Origin of the sequence: Rhodococcus sp. 05-2254-2, from assembly GCF_002259095.1 — a bacterium.
Taxonomy (GTDB): Bacteria; Actinomycetota; Actinomycetes; order Mycobacteriales; family Mycobacteriaceae; genus Rhodococcoides.
In genome coordinates this window covers 548,503-566,473 of the sequence record NZ_NOZJ01000008.1, presented here as the reverse complement: position 1 = coordinate 566,473, position 17,971 = coordinate 548,503, and the positions used below count along the sequence as shown (strand labels likewise).

General features: G+C 64.0%; 16 protein-coding genes and 1 riboswitch. Of the genes, 6 read left to right on the top strand and 10 right to left on the bottom strand.

Annotated elements, in window-relative coordinates; all coding sequences use genetic code 11:
* Window positions 1-2 precede the first annotated feature (2 nt).
* The gene (locus CH283_RS12860; protein WP_231893654.1) at window positions 3-914 is read right to left on the bottom strand and encodes a LysR family transcriptional regulator; all 912 of its coding nucleotides are present in this window, start codon (window positions 912-914) and stop codon (window positions 3-5) included.
* Window positions 915-996: 82 nt separating this feature from the next.
* Here CH283_RS12860 and CH283_RS12855 point away from each other — a divergent pair, with 82 nt between their 5' ends.
* Window positions 997-2,223, top strand: a complete 1,227-nt coding sequence (locus CH283_RS12855) for an MFS transporter (protein ID WP_094638427.1) — start codon at window positions 997-999, stop codon at window positions 2,221-2,223.
* Here CH283_RS12855 and CH283_RS28275 read toward each other — a convergent pair.
* From CH283_RS28275 to lysX, 5 genes are all read right to left on the bottom strand, one after another.
* Window positions 2,212-2,469, bottom strand: coding sequence for a DUF4190 domain-containing protein (locus CH283_RS28275; RefSeq protein ID WP_176460239.1), 258 nt, complete (start codon window positions 2,467-2,469; stop codon window positions 2,212-2,214). The two genes, CH283_RS12855 and CH283_RS28275, sit on opposite strands and share 12 nt — an antisense overlap.
* 261 nt (window positions 2,470-2,730) lie before the next feature.
* A complete protein-coding gene (locus tag CH283_RS12845) occupies window positions 2,731-3,132 on the bottom strand; it encodes a PPOX class F420-dependent oxidoreductase (RefSeq protein WP_094638429.1) in 402 nt (133 codons plus the stop codon).
* A 169-nt stretch (window positions 3,133-3,301) separates the two neighbouring features.
* On the bottom strand, window positions 3,302-4,306 hold the full coding sequence (locus CH283_RS12840; RefSeq protein WP_068045498.1) for a beta-ketoacyl-ACP synthase III: 1,005 nt from the start codon (window positions 4,304-4,306) through the stop codon (window positions 3,302-3,304).
* Between the two features lie 100 nt (window positions 4,307-4,406).
* On the bottom strand, window positions 4,407-5,303 hold the full coding sequence (locus CH283_RS12835) for an alpha/beta fold hydrolase (RefSeq protein ID WP_176460238.1): 897 nt from the start codon (window positions 5,301-5,303) through the stop codon (window positions 4,407-4,409).
* A 109-nt stretch (window positions 5,304-5,412) separates the two neighbouring features.
* Window positions 5,413-8,685: a bifunctional lysylphosphatidylglycerol synthetase/lysine--tRNA ligase LysX gene (lysX, locus tag CH283_RS12830; RefSeq protein WP_255183220.1), complete on the bottom strand. Its 3,273-nt coding sequence runs from the start codon at window positions 8,683-8,685 to the stop codon at window positions 5,413-5,415.
* A 341-nt stretch (window positions 8,686-9,026) separates the two neighbouring features.
* Here lysX and CH283_RS12825 point away from each other — a divergent pair, with 341 nt between their 5' ends.
* The gene (locus CH283_RS12825; protein WP_094638553.1) at window positions 9,027-10,010 is read left to right on the top strand and encodes a hypothetical protein; all 984 of its coding nucleotides are present in this window, start codon (window positions 9,027-9,029) and stop codon (window positions 10,008-10,010) included.
* Here CH283_RS12825 and CH283_RS12820 read toward each other — a convergent pair.
* The 4 genes from CH283_RS12820 to CH283_RS12805 all read right to left on the bottom strand — a co-directional run bounded on the left by CH283_RS12820 (window position 9,992) and on the right by CH283_RS12805 (window position 13,669).
* On the bottom strand, window positions 9,992-10,546 hold the full coding sequence (locus CH283_RS12820) for a GNAT family N-acetyltransferase (protein ID WP_068045493.1): 555 nt from the start codon (window positions 10,544-10,546) through the stop codon (window positions 9,992-9,994). The two genes, CH283_RS12825 and CH283_RS12820, sit on opposite strands and share 19 nt — an antisense overlap.
* 150 nt (window positions 10,547-10,696) lie before the next feature.
* Window positions 10,697-11,116 carry a TIGR03668 family PPOX class F420-dependent oxidoreductase gene (locus CH283_RS12815; protein WP_068045490.1) on the bottom strand — a complete coding sequence of 140 codons (420 nt, stop codon included), beginning with the start codon at window positions 11,114-11,116 and terminating at the stop codon, window positions 10,697-10,699.
* Window positions 11,117-11,131: 15 nt separating this feature from the next.
* Complete coding sequence (locus CH283_RS12810) at window positions 11,132-12,511, bottom strand: putative bifunctional diguanylate cyclase/phosphodiesterase (RefSeq protein WP_094638431.1); 1,380 nt, start codon at window positions 12,509-12,511, stop codon at window positions 11,132-11,134.
* Between the two features lie 93 nt (window positions 12,512-12,604).
* Window positions 12,605-13,669 (bottom strand): LacI family DNA-binding transcriptional regulator, encoded by a 1,065-nt coding sequence (locus CH283_RS12805; RefSeq protein WP_255183198.1) that lies wholly within the window; start codon window positions 13,667-13,669, stop codon window positions 12,605-12,607.
* 47 nt (window positions 13,670-13,716) lie between these two features.
* On the opposite strand from CH283_RS12805, the gene CH283_RS12800 reads away from it, so the two are divergent.
* The 4 genes from CH283_RS12800 (at window position 13,717) to CH283_RS12785 (ending at window position 17,929) form a co-directional block, all read left to right on the top strand.
* Window positions 13,717-14,916, top strand: a complete 1,200-nt coding sequence (locus tag CH283_RS12800) for an MFS transporter (RefSeq protein WP_094638432.1) — start codon at window positions 13,717-13,719, stop codon at window positions 14,914-14,916.
* Between the two features lie 43 nt (window positions 14,917-14,959).
* Window positions 14,960-15,074: riboswitch (cobalamin riboswitch) on the top strand.
* A gap of 19 nt (window positions 15,075-15,093) precedes the next feature.
* Window positions 15,094-16,122 carry an ABC transporter substrate-binding protein gene (locus tag CH283_RS12795; RefSeq protein WP_094638433.1) on the top strand — a complete coding sequence of 343 codons (1,029 nt, stop codon included), beginning with the start codon at window positions 15,094-15,096 and terminating at the stop codon, window positions 16,120-16,122.
* Entirely contained in the window at window positions 16,119-17,144 is a 1,026-nt protein-coding gene (locus CH283_RS12790) for a FecCD family ABC transporter permease (protein WP_094638434.1), read from the top strand. The genes CH283_RS12795 and CH283_RS12790 overlap by 4 nt, the downstream gene beginning before the upstream one ends.
* Window positions 17,141-17,929 (top strand): ABC transporter ATP-binding protein, encoded by a 789-nt coding sequence (locus CH283_RS12785; RefSeq protein ID WP_094638435.1) that lies wholly within the window; start codon window positions 17,141-17,143, stop codon window positions 17,927-17,929. The genes CH283_RS12790 and CH283_RS12785 overlap by 4 nt, the downstream gene beginning before the upstream one ends.
* Window positions 17,930-17,971 lie beyond the last annotated feature (42 nt).

Genomic DNA, 17,971 nt, shown 5'->3' with positions numbered 1-17,971 from the left:
ACTCACCTAATCACGAGTGTTCGACCACTGCGCAGCACCATCGATCGAAATGCCGCCACCTGACGCGGCGAATCGGCCTGCGGATCCCACACCATGCCGATCCGTCTACGGGCCGCGGGTTGGGTGAGCCCGATGTCGACGGTTCCTCCTTCACCGCTGTGCGAGCGGATTCGCGGCAGTATGGCGATGCCGAGACCGGCCCCGACGAGGCCGCGCACCGTGTGGGTGTCCTGCCCCTCGAATGCGATGCGCGGGCTGAAACCGGCGTCCGCCCACAGCTCGTCGCAGATCGATCGCATGCCGAAACCGTGGCCCATCGCGATGTAGTTCTCGTCGGCGGTGTCGGCGAGATCGACCGATCTGCGTGAGGCGAGGCGGTGATCGGCCGGAACCACCAGCATCAGCCTCTCGTCGTAGAGCTGGAACGAATTGTTCTCGGTGTGCTCGGCGCTGAGGGAGACGAATGCCAGGTCCGAGACCCCGTCTTCGAGACGGTCGAGGCAGCGTGCGCGCGCACCCTGGTCCAGATCGAACGTGACGGCCGGGTGGTCGACGCGGAACTGCCGGATGAGCGCCGGTACGACGTCCTCGCCCAGGGTGTTCTGAAACGCCACTGCGATGCGGCCGCGGGCCCTGGCGTCGTGCTCGGTCATGGCGTCGATACCGGCGTCGATGTCACTCAGCGCGCGCTGAAGATAGGGAATCAACACTCGGCCGGTGCTGGTGAGCACGATGCCGCGGCCGCGTCGTTCCACGATGTCGACGCCGAGGATCGCCGAAGCACGGGCCACCTGACGGCTGACAGTGGGTTGTGGGACGCCCAGGACGTGGGCGGCGTCGGTGATGTGCTCGGTATCGGCCACTGCGACGAGTGTCGGCAGCAGCGGCAGCAGTTCGATCGCTTCGCGACGCATCGCCGAATCATATCGCCGATGAATCGGTTTGCCGCCTCTCATGCATTGGACGAATACCGTGAGCACTTCTAACGTGATCTTCATGACTACGACGCAACCCGAGGTCCTCGAATGGGAGGGACACCCCAGGGGATCGCGCGAATACCGCCGGCTCGTGCTGGCGCTGCTGTTCGCCGGAGTCGCGACGTTCGCTCAGCTGTATTCGGTGCAGGGGATCCTGCCGCTCATCGCCGCCAATCTCGACATCACGCCGTCGCTGTCCTCGCTCGCCGTCGGACTTGCGACCGTGGGCGTTGCGGTGTCGGTCATTCCCTGGTCGGTGGCGGCCGACCGCATCGGTCGAGTCCGGGCCATGACTGCGTCGATCCTCACCGCCACGACGTTGGGACTGCTGGTTCCGCTCTCGCCCTCGCTCGAAGTGCTGCTGGTCGTTCGATTCTTCGAAGGTGCTGCACTGGGCGGTCTCCCGGCCATCGCGATCGCGTATCTCAGCGAAGAGGTGCACCGAAACCACACCGCGCTGGCGGCGGCGACGTACGTTTCGGGGACGACGCTGGGTGGGCTGCTCGGCCGCATAGTCGCGGGGCCCGTTGCGGAATACACCAACTGGCGTATCGGCACGTTGACGGTCTCGGTGATCGCGGCATTGGCCGCCGCCCTGTTCGTGTGGCTCGCCCCTCGGCCACGAACGACACTGGTGCACAGCCAGATTCGTGACCTACCCGGTCGGTTGTGGGTCAACCTGCGCGAACCGGGGATGGCGGCACTCTACGGCCAGGGATTCCTGCTGATGGGCGGCTTCGTCGCGATCTACAACTACCTCGGATTCCGTTTGGAGGCCGTGCCTTTCGGACTCCCACAGTCCCTGATCAGCTTGATCTTCGTGGCCTACCTCAGCGGTACCGTGTCCTCGCGGGTAGCGGGCAATCTCGCGACGAAGCACGGGAGATCGGTGGTGCTCGCCGGATCGACCGCAACGATGATCGCCGGAGTGGCCCTGACGATGGCGTCGAACCTCGTCGTCATTCTGACCGGCCTGGTGATCCTGACCATGGGATTCTTTGCGGCCCACGCCATTGCGTCGGGATGGACCGGACAGCGCGCCGTGTACGGTCGCGCGCAGGCGACCTCGCTGTACAACCTCTTCTACTACGGCGGATCGTCCGTGGTCGGATGGATCGGCGGCGTCGTGTTCCAGTCCCTGGGTTGGAACGCGTTGGCGCTGTTCGTCATTGCGTTGGCACTCATCGCAGGCGTGTGGGCTGCATGCTTGAACGGCCGACTGGGGCGACCTGTTTCAGAAGGTTGATGCGCTTCCGGCAGCGATGGCAAAGATGATGATCGCTCCCACGATGACGACGAAGAGTGCGATCGACACGTAGCCGACGATGAGACCCGCTGTCGCGAACCCCGACCCACTCTCGCCGGTGCGCTTGATCTGACCACGCGAGATGTGGCCGCACACCACAGCGCAGATCGATGCAAGCAACGGAATGAACGTCAGACCGAGAATGGCCAACAGCAGCGACACGATCGCCAACGTGTTGGTGGACACGGGAGCCTGATACCCGCCCGCATACGGCGCATTCCCGTACTGGGGGTTGGCGTATTGCGGGTTTTGGTATTGCGGGTTTGGAGGGTACTGCGGGCTCTGGTGCTGCGCGTTCGGATCCCGGTACGGAGGGTACTGCTGCGAACCCCCATACGACTCGTCCTTCCTGGACGCGTCGAACGAGTCGCTGCCTTCACCCTGCGGATAGCCCATGGCGGGAGTGTGGCACCTCGAGACAGCCGTCGCAACAGTTCTCTCGCGACGCTACGTACCGAGTTTGCCCCAGCCCACGTACGCGTCGACAGTGACGTAACCGGTCACGCGCGGCTGATCCCGAACCGGATACGGATTGCCGGTGTAATGCGTCGAGATGCGATCGATATCCACCAGATCGGGATCGTCCTGCAACTCGATCGAGCCGTGCACCGTCACGTGCGTGTACCAACTGGCCTCGTCCAACACCGAAATCGAGACCTTCGGATTCGCCCTGATGTGCTCGAGACGCTTCCGAGACGCATCGAAATTGAGCACGACCTTCCCGTCTTCCCACAAATACCACGTGGGTGCGGTGATCGGCGTCCCATCGGCACGAACCACCGCCATGACCGCAGGATTGGCCTTCTTCAACAATTCAACAGCGGCATCGGGCAACGGAGGCTTGGGCATACGACAACTCTACGACTCAACCCCCGCTGCGGTCCTGCTTCAGCCCACACCGCCCCCGAAGTCCACTCGATGTGACATTGACTGCCGAAAAGGCCACTGAATGTCACATCAAGTGCACTGGGGGCTGCGGCTGCACTCGGGAATTGGTGCAGCGCGGGTGGATGTGCGACTACAGGTTGGGGAGTTTGACTACCTGTCCGGCGTAGGAGAGTCCGGCACCGAAGGCGAGTAGCAGTGCGGTATCTCCTGCTTTTGCTTTGCCGGTGCGCAGGAGTTCTTCCATGGCCAGGGGGATCGAGGCTGCCGAGGTGTTGCCGGTTTCGGCGATGTCGTTGGCGACCGGGGTGCCGTCGGCGAGGTTCAGGCTTTTGGCCAGCAGTTCGGTGATGCGGCTGTTGGCCTGGTGGGGGATGAAGGCGTGCAGTTCGTCGGTTTTGATGCCGGCGACGTCGAGTACTCGCTGCGCGGCCTTGCCCATTTCGAATGCGGCCCAGCGGAAGACGGAGATTCCGTTCATCCGGATCCAGGGGCGCTCGAGGCCCTCTTCGGTGATGTAGTCGTACCAGTCGGTTGTCTGGACGATGGCGTCGGATTGCGAGCCGTCGGAGCCCCAGACGGCGGGCCCGATCTCGGTTTCGTCGCTCTGTCCGACGACCACGGCACCGGCGCCGTCGGCGAAGATGAAGCGGGTGGTGCGGTCGTACGGGTCGGTGGTGACGCTGAGCTGTTCAGCACCGATGACGAGCACGTACTTGGAGGTTCCGGCCTTGACCAGGTCCGATGCGACGGCGAGGGAGTAGCAGAAGCCTGCGCAGCCGGCGCAGATGTCGAATGCGGCCGGCCCCTTGGTGCCGAGTCCGTGCGCTACTTTCGCCGCTGCTTGGGGTGTCAGTTCGAGATGCGTCGAGGTGGCGACGATGACGGTGTCGACCTGGTCGGCCGTGATTCCGCTGGCCTCGAGAGCCTTGCGGCCTGCCGCGATGGACATCTCGACGACGTTTTCCTTGGGTTCGGCGAAGCGCCGGTTCTTGATTCCCGAACGCGTCTGGATCCACTCGTCGCTCGAGTCGATGAATTCGCAGATCTCGTCGTTGGTCACGACTCGCTCGGGGCGGTGAACGCCGAGTCCGAGTAGTTTCGACTGTCGTCCCTGCGTCGTGCTGATCGCACCCATCTTCAATTTCCTCTCGTGCTACCGCGCCATCGCCGAGCTTCGGCTCGGGTCTTGGGCTGCGGGCTCGGTGACACACGTTACGTGCGTCGCCGCGAGGGGTTCACACCAGTTCGGTGATGAGGGCCGCGACCTCGGCGGGCTTGTCGATCATGGCGTGGTGGTGGGCGGGCATGACGACGGTGAAGTCGGCACGCAGATACGCGGCGAGCTTGCGTTGAGTTCTGATCCATCTCTTGCCCCACGGAGAGGGTCGTCCGGTGTGTGCGGCCGCAACGATGACGGGCACGACGAGTCGGAACTGCTTGCGAATGCGGTTCAGCTCGACGGCGAGATCCGGGTAGACGACGTCTTCGGTCAGCGCGGCGGCGAGGTAGGTGGGTCGGCGATAGATGTCGTCGACCCAGTCGAATGTCTCCTGCGGCGTGCCGTCGGGCGGCGTCGCCTGATTGAGGACGCGGCGCACGCGCGGTCCGAACAGCTTCTGCACGCCGGTTTTGCTGAGCACGGTTGCGATCAGGTGTGCGGTCTGGATGCGCACGGTCGGCGGGATGAAGCGGCGGGGGTCGGATTCTGCGCTGGAATCGAGCAACAGAATCCCGCGGATGCGCGACGGGTACAACCGGGCGACGGCTTCTGCGTAGAAGCCGGCAATCGAATGACCTGCGACGACGGCCGGCTCGGTGAGTCCGAGTGCGTCGAGGACGCCGACGATCCTGTCCGCCTCCCCGCGGACGGTGGGGGTGGCTCCGGCCGGAAGTGGATCGCTGAGTCCGAACCCGGGGCGGTCGAGAACGACCACGCGATGGTGTGCGCTCAGGATGTCGACGGTGTCGTTCCAGTCGAACCAATTGCTGCCGAGGCCTCCGCAGAGGACGACCGTGGGGCCCGTTCCGCGGACGAACAGATGTAGACGTTGTCCGTCCACCTCGACGTACTGACCGGGAGGATGTTTCACGGGAAACAACGCACTGCGTTCGACTCGATCCCCGCTGTCCATGTCTGGTTCTCCACGATGCTTTGCCGACCTGTCGTCTGTTTCACGCTCCAGTTTCCATCATCTTGCCGGTTTTGCACACCTGCCCTCGCGGACCGGTCGCGCAGGAAGGTCATTGACGCGGCTTGGCCAGCGGAAATGCGAGTGTCTCGCGAATGCTGCCACCGGTGATGAGCATGACGACCCGGTCGACGCCCATGCCCAGACCACCGGTCGGCGGCATTCCGTGCTCTAGTGCCTGCAGGAAGTCCTCGTCCAAGCTCATGGCCTCCTCGTCGCCGCCGGCCGCCAGCAGCGACTGTTCGGTCAGGCGCTGCCGTTGATCGACCGGATCGGTCAGTTCGCTGTACGCGGTCCCCAACTCGACACCCCACGCCACGAGATCCCACTTCTCCGCCACTCCAGGGATACTTCGATGCGGCCTCGTCAACGGCGACATCGACGTCGGGAAGTCCTTGTAGAAGGTGGGGAATTCGGTGTAGTCCTCGACGAGATGCTCGTACATTCCCTGTGCGACGGCTCCTGCATCCCATGTCTTCTCGTACGGAATGTCGTTCTCGTCGCACAGTCGTTGCAGTTCGTCGAGGGGAGTCGACGGTTCGACGGCAACGCCCAACTTCTCCGCGACGGCACCGTGCAGCGTCTTGACGGGCCACTCACCGGAGATGTCGATCTCGATCATCTCCCCGTTCGGACCGTCCGGGCGCAGGACGATCTCACGTCCGTGCGCCGCGACGGCAGCCCGCTGAATCAGCTCGCGGCACAGCACCATTGCGCGTTCGTAGTCGCTGTGGGCCTCGTACGCTTCGAGGATCGTGAACTCGGGATTGTGTTTGAAGTCCGCTCCTTCGTTGCGGAACACCCGCCCTATCTCGAACACCTTCTCCATGCCTCCGACGCACAGGCGCTTGAGATACAGCTCCGGGGCGATGCGCAGGTAGAGATCGAGGTTGTAGGCATTGATGTGGGTGACGAACGGCGCAGCGTTCGCGCCACCGTGCACCTGCTGCAGAATCGGGGTCTCGACTTCCATGTACCCGCGCTCTCCGAGCGAATCACGCAGGGATTTCACCACATTCGAGCGCGCGATCAGCAGAGCACGAGCATCCCGATTGATCGCCAGGTCCACATACCGTTGCCGCACCCGCGCTTCCGGGTCGGTGAGACCGCGATATTTGTCCGGCAGCGGATGCAGGCACTTGGCGTTCATTCGCCAGTCGGTCGCGAGCAGCGAGAGCTCGCCACGCCTGCTGTACCCGATGGCGCCGCTGACCTCGATGAGGTCACCCAGGTCGAAGTCGGCATCGAATTCTTCGATTCTGTCGCCGACGCGTTCGCGGTCGAACAGCACCTGGATGTCGGCCGACCAGTCTCGGATGACGGCGAAGGACACGCTGCCGTAGTCACGGATACGCAGAATGCGTCCGGCGATTCGCACCGTTGTACCCTGCGGCGACGCCACTGCCGCCTCGACCGTGTGGGTCGGGGGGTAGGCGACGGGATAGCCCTCGGTGCCCTCGCGTTCGAGGCGATCGAGCTTCGACATGCGCACGCGCACCTGGTCGGGACGCTTACGCCCCGGTGTCGGCTCGTCCGCGACGCTGTCCGGGCCACTGCCGTCGGGATGAATGTCGTCGGCGTCGGCCAGAGCGGCGGGGACCGCAACGTGGGAACCGGTGTGCTTCGACGCACGTCGGAAGGTCGGCAGGGTCAGGAAGCCTTCGGCGATGGCCGACGCGACGCCGACCTTGGGCAACACTCGATTGTCGGCGAAGCACAGGTAGCGCGGCTCCCATTCCGGCAGATACTTCACGTTCGAGCGATACAGCGCCTCGAGCTGCCACCACCGGGAGAAGAACACCAGCACGCTGCGCCAGATGCGCAGCACCGGTCCGGCACCGATCCGGCTGCCCTCCTCGAACGCCGCGCGGAACACCGCGAAGTTCAGCGAGATCTTGCCGACACCGAAATGATCTGCGCTGGTGGCGAGCTCGGTCACCATCAACTCGATCACCCCGTTGGGCGACGCCGGATCCCGCCGCATCAGATCCAGCGACGCACCGGTACGTCCCCACGGCACCAGCGAGAGAACGCCGATTACCTTCTCACCCTGAACCGCCTGCACCAGAAGACAATCGCCGTCGAGCGGGTCACCCAGCCGGCCCAACGCCATAGAAAAACCGCGCTCGGTCTCGGTATCGCGCCACGCATCCGCGCAGGCAATGATCTCCGACATCTCCTCCGACGAAATATCCCGATGACGACGCACGGTGACCACGACACCCGCTTTGCGAGCCCGGTTGACCGCCTGACGCACGGGGCGCATCTCGCGTCCATTGAGGTTGAAATCTTTGGTTTTGAGGATTGCTTCGTCGCCGAGTTCGAGGACGCTCAGGCCGGCCCGCTTGTATGCGGTGGCCCCGATCTCGCTGGCCCCCATGACAGCTGGGGTCCAGCCGTACTTCTCGGCCAGGTCCAGCCATTCCGAGATGGCATGCGGCCAGGCCTCGGGGTTACCGATCGGGTCACCACTGGCCAGACACACCCCGACCTCGACGCGATACGTCACTGCAGCCTTGCCGCTGGTGGCGAAGATGACGCCCTTGTCGCGGCGGGTGGCGAAGTAGCCGAGGGAATCGTCGGAGCCCCACTTGTCGAGCAGACCTCGCAGGGCGGACTCGTCGCGACCGGTGAGCGCATTGCTCGACCGCTGCGACCTGAACAACGTGACGATCGCCCCCAGCAACGCCAACGCTCCGAACAACCCCAACGCCGTGTTCACGATTCCGTTCGGCCTGCCGTCGAACTGCTCGTTGTCCACCGTCGCCAACGCCGTCACACGATTGAACGCCCACAGGAACGTCTGACTCTCCGGCAACGACCCGGGGAACAACGCAACCAGCGCCCAGCCGATGAGCGTCCCGACGGCCGCTCCGAGGACGAGAACCCCGAGCGCCTTCCACACCGCACCGCGACGCACCCGCGTGTAGAACTCCTTGCGCGCAGCGATCAACACCCCCGTCACGACGACATGGACAGCCAGCGCAACCCACGAGTTGACGTTCCCGTCCTGGATGCCCTCGACGACATTGGTGATCGCCAACAACACCAGATAGACCGTCAGCAACCACCACGCAATGCGCTTACGACTCGCCAACGCTGCAGCCAACAACCCGACGACCAGTGCCCACGACAAACTCGTATCGGGCGCATCGAAGTAGTAGTTGTCCACGTACTCGCGAGGAACATGAACCAGATAACGAAGAGTGGGCGACAGACTCCACAGAAACAACAACACCGCGAACACGCCGAGCACCAGCCCGGCGATATGCGGAACCTCACTCAACCGACCGCGCGCGGGTGGCACGAACGACCGCGGAACCATGGACCCGGACCGCTCCGAGGAAATCGCTGTCGCCGTCATATCTCACTCCCGAAGTCAGAATGCACTTGTGCAAAGTAGACGGTATCCCCGCCAACGCGAGTCAGGTGTCCATTGCCCGCACCCCCGCTCACTCAATGTGACCTTCAGTGGCCTTTTTGCCAGTCAATGGCACATCGAGTGGACCCCGGGTCGAGTGCGGGCAGCGGCTTGCCGAGTGCATTCGATCTCGGTGGGGCACTCCTGGGCGGAGGTTGTCCACAGGGCACCAGTTATCCACAGGGCAATGTGTTCCCCATCGTCGGGTCGGATTCGGGGTGCCTGGATTGTGCATCATCAAGGGCATGAAGCGGGGTGGAGCACGAATCGATGCGAAGGTGATTGCGGCTGCGTCCGATCGCGGTTTCATGAGGACAGCGCATCTCCTCGAGCTCGGGGTGGCGTCGAAGACAATTGTTCGACGCACCCAGCCGGACGGCAGCTGGTCACGGGCACTACCTGGGTTGGTGTTCTTGAAGAATCGCTCGCTGACGCCGATGGAGCGCGCCACCGCGGTGGCAATCTACTGCGGCAAAGATGCTGTCATCAGCGGTCGGGCAGGGTTGGCGTTGCATGGATTGGGCACGTCGGGCTCGTTGGAAGAGACTTTCGCCCTGATTCCCGAGCCGCAACATCGGAAGTCCGTGAGCTTCGCTGTGGTGGAGCGAACGTGGCGAATGCCGACGGCGGAGTTGAAGTCGGGACTCCGCGTTGCGCCGATCGTTCGGTGCTTGTGCGATGCGGTTCGGCGAATGAAGAATGCCGACCAGTGCATGGCGCTGATTGCCAACGTCGTGCAGCGAGGCGCGGCCACCGTGGATGCGATCATGAAGGAGCTAGACGCCGGTAGTACACGAGGAACGGCGATGCCACGACGGGTGTTGCGGGAGTTGGCAGCCGGCGCGCATTCCGTTGCCGAAGCCCAGGCCCAGAAGCTGTACGCGCGCAGTGGACTTCCGCCGATGCAGCACAACGTGGTCGTCCACGACGAGCGGGGAAAGTTTCTGTTGATCGCCGATAATTGGCTCGACGACGTGGCATTGGATTGGGAGATCGATTCGCTGGAGCACCACCTCTCGCCTGCGGCACACAAGGCGACGGTGGCGCGTCGTGAACGAGCGCAGAATGCCGGCCTCATCGTGGTGACACATCTGCCGAGTGATATTCGGGATGATCCGGAACGCGTATTGGCCGACCTTCGGGCGCGCTACGAGCAGGCCAAGGCTCGACCGCGACCGAACGTCACGGTCCGACCGCGAGCGGATCAGGCTTACCGCCGGTCGGGCTGATACACCCAGACCATGTGCTCGCCGGTCTCGGACGCAGCGGTGATCGGTTGATCCTCGATTCTGTCCAGAACGAAGCCAAGCCGTCTGGGTACGGCCTGACTTCTGAGATTCGCTGCATCACAATGAATTTCAACTCGGATGATTCCGTCCAGCCTCAAAGCCTCCCGCATGAGCGCCGCGACGGCCTCGCTGATCACCCCACGTCCCTCGGCCCGGGAGTCGAGCCAGTAGCCCAATTCGATTCCGTGCGGGCCGATTCGGCGATGCATCCCGATCTTGCCCAAAAATGCGCCGCCTTCGAGGTCGAAGATTCCGTAATCGAACATCTTCCCGGCATCCCACTGCTCGACGGCGTCGGCGATACGAGCGAGTTGCGCCGACGTTCGTGCAGCTTCTTCGGTCGCCCACCCCATCCAGGGCGAAAGGTGAACGAGATTGCGGCCGATCACGTCGCCAACAGCACCGGCATCGTCGGACTCCTCGCGACGAATGACGAGGCGATCGGTCACAATCCGTTCGGAAGGCGCGTCGTGCATGGTCAGCAGTGTGTCAACAATGCATCCAACTGGCCATCGAATTTCATTGCACTGTCACCCGCCCGCAGTCCACTCGATGTGCCATTGACGGGCGAAAAGGCCACCGAATGTCACATTGAGTGGTCAAAGGGGGCAGGGGCAGGGGCGGGGTCAGGAAGCCGACCAGGATCGCCAGGACAGTTTGTCGATGATGATGACTGGACCCTCGGGTCTGTTGTTTTTGTATTGACTGTATTTCGCGACCAGGGCGTCGGTGGCCGATGTGCTTTCGGCGCTGGAGGTTTCGGCGATGTGGGCGCTTCCGTCGGCGCGGATCCACCAGAGTTGGGACCAGTCGTCGGTGTAGTGGTCGACGATGAGGCTGACGGCGGGGTCGGCGCGGATGTTGTCGAGGCGCTGGAGTTTTCGGGTTGTTTTGGGTTTCCAGTCGATGGCGGTGTAGATGCGGTCGCCGGTGGGGGCGACGGCGAAGACGATCGGTACCAGGTGTGGTGTGCCGTCGGGGTTGATGGTGGAGAGTTGGGCTCGGGGTGCGTCGGTGAAGCGTTGGACTTCGTTATCGATCTTCACGTTCGGTTCCTCGGGTTATGCGGATTCGCTGTGGGTGCTGTGTCGGGTGATGAATTGTTCGAGTGCCGCAACGGGCATGGGGCGTCCGAGTAGGTGTCCTTGGCCGAAGGTTACGCCCATGTCGGTGCAGACCTGGAGTTGTTCCGGTGTCTCGATTCCCTCGATGACGGTGTCTTTGCCGAGGGTGGTGGTGACGTCGACGAGGGCTGTGCAGAGTGTGGTCATGGCGCGGCGTCGGTGCAGGTTGTCGCTGTCGAGGTGTTGGGTCAGCGATTTGTCGATCTTGAGGGTGTCGACGGGGAGGGTGGCGAGTCGTTCGAGGGAGGAGAAGCCGGAGCCGAAGTCGTCGATGGCGATGAGGACGCCGTGGCGTTGGACGTCGCGCAGTTGGTAGTGGACGGCGTCGAGGTCGTGCAGTGTCTGTGATTCGGAGAGTTCGAGGGCGAGCCGGCCGGGTTGGATGCCGTAGGTGTCGACGATGTCGATGACGTCGGTGGCGAGGCTTCCGGTGGCGAAGTGGGCTGGGCTGATGTTGACGCCCACTTGGAGGTGGATGTTGCGGGTCTGCCAGTCGGCGATGGTGTGCGCGACCTCGGCGAGAATCCACATGCTCAGTGGGACGATGAGGTCGGCGTCCTCGGCGAGGGGGATGAAGGTGTCGGGCATCAGTAGGCCGAGTTCGGGGTGGTTCCATCGGATGAGTGCTTCGGCCCCGACGACCGTTCCTGTCGTGAGCTCGACGATGGGTTGGTAGACCATCGTCAGTTCGCGCTCGACCATGGCGATGCCGCGCAGTCGTTCGATGAGTTCGAGTCGGGTGCGGTTGGTGTGGTGCAGCTCGTCGGTGAAGACGTGGTGTTCGTTGCGTCCGACGGCTTTGGCGGCATGCATTGCTGCGGCGGCGTTGTGAACCAGTTGGGTGGCGCTGATGTCGGTGTCGGTGCTGGAGGCGACTCCGACGCTGGCTGTGAGGGTGAGTTGGCGGTCGCCGAGCTCGAAGGCGGGCTCGAAGATGCTCGCGAAACCGGCGGCCAGGGCGCGCGCGGCTATGGAGTGGGAGCCTCGGGCGATGACGACGAATTCGTCGCCGGTGAGTCGGCCGATGGTGTCGCCGGGGCGGGTGGAGGCAAGGAGGCGATCGGCGATCATGCACAGCAGGTCGTCGCCCTGTGCGGGGCCGAGGGCGTCGTTGAATTCTCGGAATCCGTCGATGTCGACCAGCAGGACACTGAACTGGCGACCCGGGGTGCGTCCTTCGAGCTCGGCGGTGATGAGGGCAAGAATCTCGTCGCGGTTAGGGAGTCCGGTCAACGCGTCGCGCTGGGCCGCAGTTCCGGATGCGGTTCCGGACACAGCGGCGACATGACGGGGCGGCGCGTCGTGCTCTCGGCTCATTGTTCCCCCTCATGGCCGGATAGCCACGAGCGATACTAGCCCACGAGTCTGGTTCAGCGCCATAAACAGGGAACATCCCCTTTTATGGAGCTATTAGATCATGCTCTCCTTGGTTTGTCGGCCATTTGCGCGTCCTGTCGACAATCGTCTTTCGATGCTCCAGATCGCATCGTCCACGGTGTCGCTGAGTCCGAGAACCCACCGGGCCGCCGACCGGCCCTGATCGAACAGCGACTGCGCGACGGTGGTCAATCCGGCGTCGGCAGCGGCGGGGGAGTCGTCCCATCCGGTGACGGCCAGTTGCTCCGGAACGTCGATTCCGGATGCGGCCGCCGCGTCGAGCACTCCGAGGGCAAGTTCGTCGCTCATCACGAGCAATGTGTCGATGGCAGTGTCCTGCAACAACAGTCGCGCTCCTCGGTCGCCTTCTGCGCGGGCGTTGTCGGTGGTGAACAGCGTCGGAACCGTCGACCAGTCGATTCCGAACTGCACACAGGCGTCCCGATAGCCTTCGAGACGGGCTCGGGTCACCGGCATCGAAATGTCCGACGCGTCCGCGCCACGCACGATCGTCGATTCGCGTCGGGTATCAGGCCGGAGAGCGACGATGGCAGGGCGAGATCGGCTGTTCAACGCGACGGTGGCAATGGTTTCGGCTGCCGCTCGGTCGTCGATGGTGATCCAGTTCAGGCCGGGATGGTCGGGCCCGCCCTGGATGCACGTCGGCCTGCCGGTGTCGACGAGCACGTCGAGCAGGGGGTCGTCCGTCTCGGTGGTCCACACGACGTACCCGTCGACCTGTGCGTCTCGGATGCGTGCATTGTCGGTGTCGCGGTGCAGGTTCGGCAGCATGACCAGCGCGGTGTCCGCGTCCAGACATGCTTCGGCGATACCGGACAGAAAACGTCGAGCCTGGGGATCCTCGAATGCATAGGTGAGCTTCTCGCCGAGGACGACGCCGATGCTGTTGTGCCTTCCGCTGCGCAGCGACCGGGCCGTGCGGTTGGGACCGGCGTATCCGAGGGTGGCGGCTGCCTCGTACACCCGATCGCGTGTGGCCGCCGATACCCGGCTCGGTCGGTTGTAGGTGTACGAGACGCTCATGGTGGACACGCCCGCGGACGCTGCGACGTCAGCCATGGTCACCCGAGTGTTCACCGGCCCACTGTAGCGCGATGTACGGATTGTGTGTAACGATACACAGCATGTCGTCGCCGCTACCGAAACTGCTGGTGCTCGCCGCAGCCGCATTCATCTACGTCACTGCGGAAACACTGCCCGTGGGGTTGCTCCCCGAAATCTCCGGCGACCTCGGTGTCGGCGAATCCGCCGTTGGTCTCCTGCTGACGTTCTACGCGTACGGCGTTGCCGTGATGACGATGCCGCTGATCCGGTTCGTACGTGAGTGGCCCCGACGGCGTCTCGTCGTCATCACCGTTGCCGCACTGGCACTCTCGCAACTCCTCTCGGCGGTATCGGTCGGATATCCGATGCTGGTGATCTCCCGAATGCTCTGCGCGGCAACGCATGGCGTCTTCTGGGCTGTCGTCGCGCCGGTCGCGGCCTCGCTTGCGCTACCGGGTAAGCAGGGCAAGGCCATCGCGACGGTGTACGCCGGTACCTCGCTGGCATTGGTTGCCGGCAACCCGCTAACCGCTGCCCTGGGCCAATGGTTCGGATGGCGCACGGCCGCAACGATTCTCGGTGTGGTCGCCGCAGCAATCGCGGTGGCGCTCTACTTCGTCCTCCCGGCACTACCGGTCACCCGGGCGGCTTCGGAGACGAAAAAGACACCGCGGGTGCTCGACGGCACCCTGGCCGTTCTGTGCGGAGTGACGTTTCTGGCCGTCCTCGGTCATTTCGCCGCGTACACCTACTTCTCGGTGATCGTCGACCGTGCCATCGGGTCGGCCGGCACCACTCTGACTCTGATGTTGATGTTGTACGGGCTGTTCGGAGTGATCGGAATCTGGGTGATCGGCAGAACCTACGACCGGTGGCCTCGGTACTCGACCATCGCCGCCCTGGGCGCAGTGACCGCTGCGATTGCAGTTCTCTGGTGCGCCCTGATCGGAGCGCCGGGCAGCTTGGCCGTGTTCGCCGTCGGCGCGATCGCCTTGTGGGGACTGGCCTTCACCACCCTCCCGGTGTGCATCCAATCGGCAGTGGTCAGAGCGGCGCCGGCCGATGCGGACAAGGCGTCGGCGATCTATGTCGTTGCCTTCCAGTTGGCGATCGCCACGGGAGCCCTGGTGGGCGGCGTGGTGATCGACCTCAGCGGCATCGTGGCCGTCACGGCTGCTGCGACGGTGCTCGTCGCCGCCGCGATGATCGTAGTCGTGTTGGCACGCACCACCTTTCCGCGCAGCTACGCCCAGGAGCCGGTGGGCGCAGCGACACGCTGACCGTCGAGGTCCCCCGCACGATAGGGTCAGCATGCGACGAACGAGGGAATCCGGTGCAATTCCGGAGCTGGCGCGCAACGGTGACGGGTGAGAGCTCGAAGTCCGAATGCTCGGACGTCGTGATTCACCTCCATCCGCGGCTCCGCGACACGAGCCCTCAGCAGGAAGCTCTTCACGATGCGCACCACTCTCGCCGTCCTAGGCGCTGTCTCGATCCTCGTTCTCGCCGGTTGTTCGTCCACTGCGACAACCGACGCGGCCACCCCGACCACCGGAAACTATCCGCTGACGATCGACAATTGCGGCCGCGACGTCGTCGTCGACGCCCCGCCTCAGCGTGCGGTGTCGTTGAACCAGGGTTCGACCGAAATTCTTCTTTCGCTCGGCCTCGCCGACCGGATGGTCGGCACCGCCACCTGGACCGACCCCGTCCGCGCAAACCTCGAATCCGAGAACGCGAAGGTGCCCAGGTTGGCGGACAACAAACCCTCGCTCGAGGTGGTGCTCGACGCCGAGCCCGACTTCGTGTCCGCGTCGTTCGGCGGCACTCTCGGGCCCGGAGGAGTAGCCGACAGGGACCAGTTCGAGCAGCTCGGTGTGCCGAGCTACCTCTCTCCCACCGACTGCAACGGCAAGACCGACGACAGTGTCAACTCCGACGGCGCGCGTACGACGCCGCTCGAGATCGAGACCGTCTACCAGGAGATTCGCGACCTCGCAGCCATCTTCGACGTGCGTGATCGCGGCGAACGCTTGGTCGGCGAGCTGCAGGATCGCTTCGCGAAAGCATCAGGAGCCGTCGACGCCTCGGGTGTGACTTTGGCGTACTGGTTCGCCGACACCGATACCCCGTACATGGCCGGATGCTGTGGGTCGTCGGGAATCATCACCGGATCCGTCGGTGCCCAGAACATCTACGCCGACACCACCGACGAATGGCCACAGGTCAATTGGGAGAGTGTCCTCGATCGCGATCCCACCGCGCTCGTTCTCGCCGACCTGAGCCGGCGGAGCATCGCCGGTGATGCTCTCGACAGCAAGATCGCCTTCCTGGAATCGAATTCCGTCACCAGTCGGCTCACCGCCGTCGAGGACAAGCGGTACATCGTCGTCAACGGTGCCGACCTCAACCCATCGATCCGCACGATCGACGGGGTCGAGAAAGTTGCAGCGGCTCTGCAGAACTGGGGCCCGACCACCCCATGAGCCGGACAGATCGCGGATTGCTGATCCCGCTTCTGCTCGGTGGCCTCGTGGTGTTGGTGCTCTCGATCGGCGTGGCCGTGACGATCGGTCCCGCCAGTGTGTCGGTATCCGATGTGTATCGAGTGATACTGGGGCACATCGGGATCGGCACAGCCGGAGTGAGCCGCATCGAGGACGGTATCGTCTGGCAGTTGAGGTTGCCCCGAACATTGCTCGCGGCCATCTGCGGCGCAGGCCTCGCGCTGTGCGGTGCCATCATGCAATCGCTGCTGCGCAACCCGTTGGCCGACCCGTTCGTGCTGGGTATCTCGTCGGGCGCATCCACCGGTGCCGTAGTGGTCGCAGTGCTCGGCGTCGGCGGCGGCGCACTGTCGCTGTCCACCGGGGCGTTCGCCGGAGCGCTGCTGTCGTTCGTCTTGGTGATGCTGCTCGCCGCAGGTGCGGGCGGCGGCAACGACCGCGTCGTACTCGCGGGAGTGGCCGGTACACAACTGTTCTCGGCTCTGACGTCGTTCATCGTCATATCCTCGGCAGATGCCGAACAAACGAGGGGAGTGCTGTTCTGGCTGCTCGGCTCCCTGAGCGGTGCCGACTGGACAGACGTGGCACTGTGCGGCGGTGTGGCACTGCTGGGAATGGTGGTGTGCCTGTTCAACACCTCTGCCCTCGATGCCTTCACTTTCGGGCACGACGCGGCCGCATCGCTCGGCGTTCCGGTGAGATATGTCCGAATTCTGTTGCTGGTCATCACCGCACTGATCACGGCCGCCCTCGTCAGTGCCGCCGGAGCCATCGGATTCGTAGGACTGGTGCTCCCGCATGTTGCCCGCTTCCTCGTCGGCGCGCGCCACCGAAGACTGCTCCCGACGACGGTGGTGATCGGCGCAATCTTCATGGTCTGGGTCGACACGATCGCCCGAACGGTGTTCGCGCCACAGGAAATTCCCGTCGGAGTGGTCACCGCACTCATCGGCGTCCCGGCCTTCGCGCTCATTCTCTTTCGGCTACGGAGGTCCCGATGACACTGCACGCCAAAGACCTTCGGTGGACCCGTGGTGGGCATCCGATTCTCGACGGGATCAGCTTCGCGCCGGAACCCGGCGAGACCATCGGTCTGATCGGCCCCAACGGCTCGGGCAAATCCTCACTGCTGCGCATTCTCGCCGGCATCGTCGCCCCCGACAGCGGCGACGTGCTGCTCGACGGAGACAACCTCCGAACACTGCGTCGACGACGCATCGCCAGACGCGTGGCAATGGTCGACCAACACTCCGACACCGACGTCGACATCAGCGTCCGCGACGTCGTCCGCTTAGGCCGCATCCCACATCACGGCATCCTCGGCGGCGACGCATCCGACGACGACGCCGCCATCGCACGAGCACTCACCGACACCGCCATGGCATCGAAAGCCACCCGACGATGGCACACCCTCTCCGGCGGCGAACGCCAACGAGTCCAGATCGCCCGCGCACTCGCCCAACAACCCACCGAACTACTGCTCGACGAGCCGACCAATCACCTCGACATCCAACATCAACTCGACATCCTCACCCTCGTCGCAGGCCTACCCCTGAGCAGCTACATCGCCCTCCACGACCTCAACCTCGCCGCCATGTTCTGCAACCGCATCATCGTCCTGAACAACGGTGCCATCGTGGCATCGGGAACCCCGAACGAAGTGATCACCGAACACCTGGTGCGCACGGTATACAACGTGCACGCCAGCGTCACGAATGCCGACAATTACCCACAGGTGACCTATCGCCGCCCCACCCCTTCTTCCCCTGGGGTCCACTCGATGTGACATTGACCCCCGAAAAGGCCACTGGATGTCACATCGAGTACC

Bases quoted from the DNA above. Each gene is read 5' to 3' on its own strand.
- CH283_RS12845 (WP_094638429.1), bottom strand. From the start codon at position 3,132: ATGCCCAAGCCTCCGTTGCCCGATGCCGCTGTTGAATTGTTGAAGAAG.
- CH283_RS12840 (WP_068045498.1), bottom strand. From the start codon at position 4,306: ATGGGTGCGATCAGCACGACGCAGGGACGACAGTCGAAACTACTCGGA.
- CH283_RS12835 (WP_176460238.1), bottom strand. From the start codon at position 5,303: ATGGACAGCGGGGATCGAGTCGAACGCAGTGCGTTGTTTCCCGTGAAA.
- lysX (WP_255183220.1), bottom strand. From the start codon at position 8,685: ATGGTTCCGCGGTCGTTCGTGCCACCCGCGCGCGGTCGGTTGAGTGAG.
- CH283_RS12810 (WP_094638431.1), bottom strand. From the start codon at position 12,511: ATGAGCCGAGAGCACGACGCGCCGCCCCGTCATGTCGCCGCTGTGTCC.
- CH283_RS12860 (WP_231893654.1), bottom strand. From the start codon at position 914: ATGCGTCGCGAAGCGATCGAACTGCTGCCGCTGCTGCCGACACTCGTC.
- CH283_RS12795 (WP_094638433.1), top strand. From the start codon at position 15,094: ATGCGCACCACTCTCGCCGTCCTAGGCGCTGTCTCGATCCTCGTTCTC.
- CH283_RS12800 (WP_094638432.1), top strand. From the start codon at position 13,717: ATGTCGTCGCCGCTACCGAAACTGCTGGTGCTCGCCGCAGCCGCATTC.
- CH283_RS12855 (WP_094638427.1), top strand. From the start codon at position 997: ATGACTACGACGCAACCCGAGGTCCTCGAATGGGAGGGACACCCCAGG.
- CH283_RS12790 (WP_094638434.1), top strand. From the start codon at position 16,119: ATGAGCCGGACAGATCGCGGATTGCTGATCCCGCTTCTGCTCGGTGGC.
- CH283_RS12785 (WP_094638435.1), top strand. From the start codon at position 17,141: ATGACACTGCACGCCAAAGACCTTCGGTGGACCCGTGGTGGGCATCCG.
- CH283_RS12820 (WP_068045493.1), bottom strand. From the start codon at position 10,546: ATGCACGACGCGCCTTCCGAACGGATTGTGACCGATCGCCTCGTCATT.
- CH283_RS12825 (WP_094638553.1), top strand. From the start codon at position 9,027: ATGAAGCGGGGTGGAGCACGAATCGATGCGAAGGTGATTGCGGCTGCG.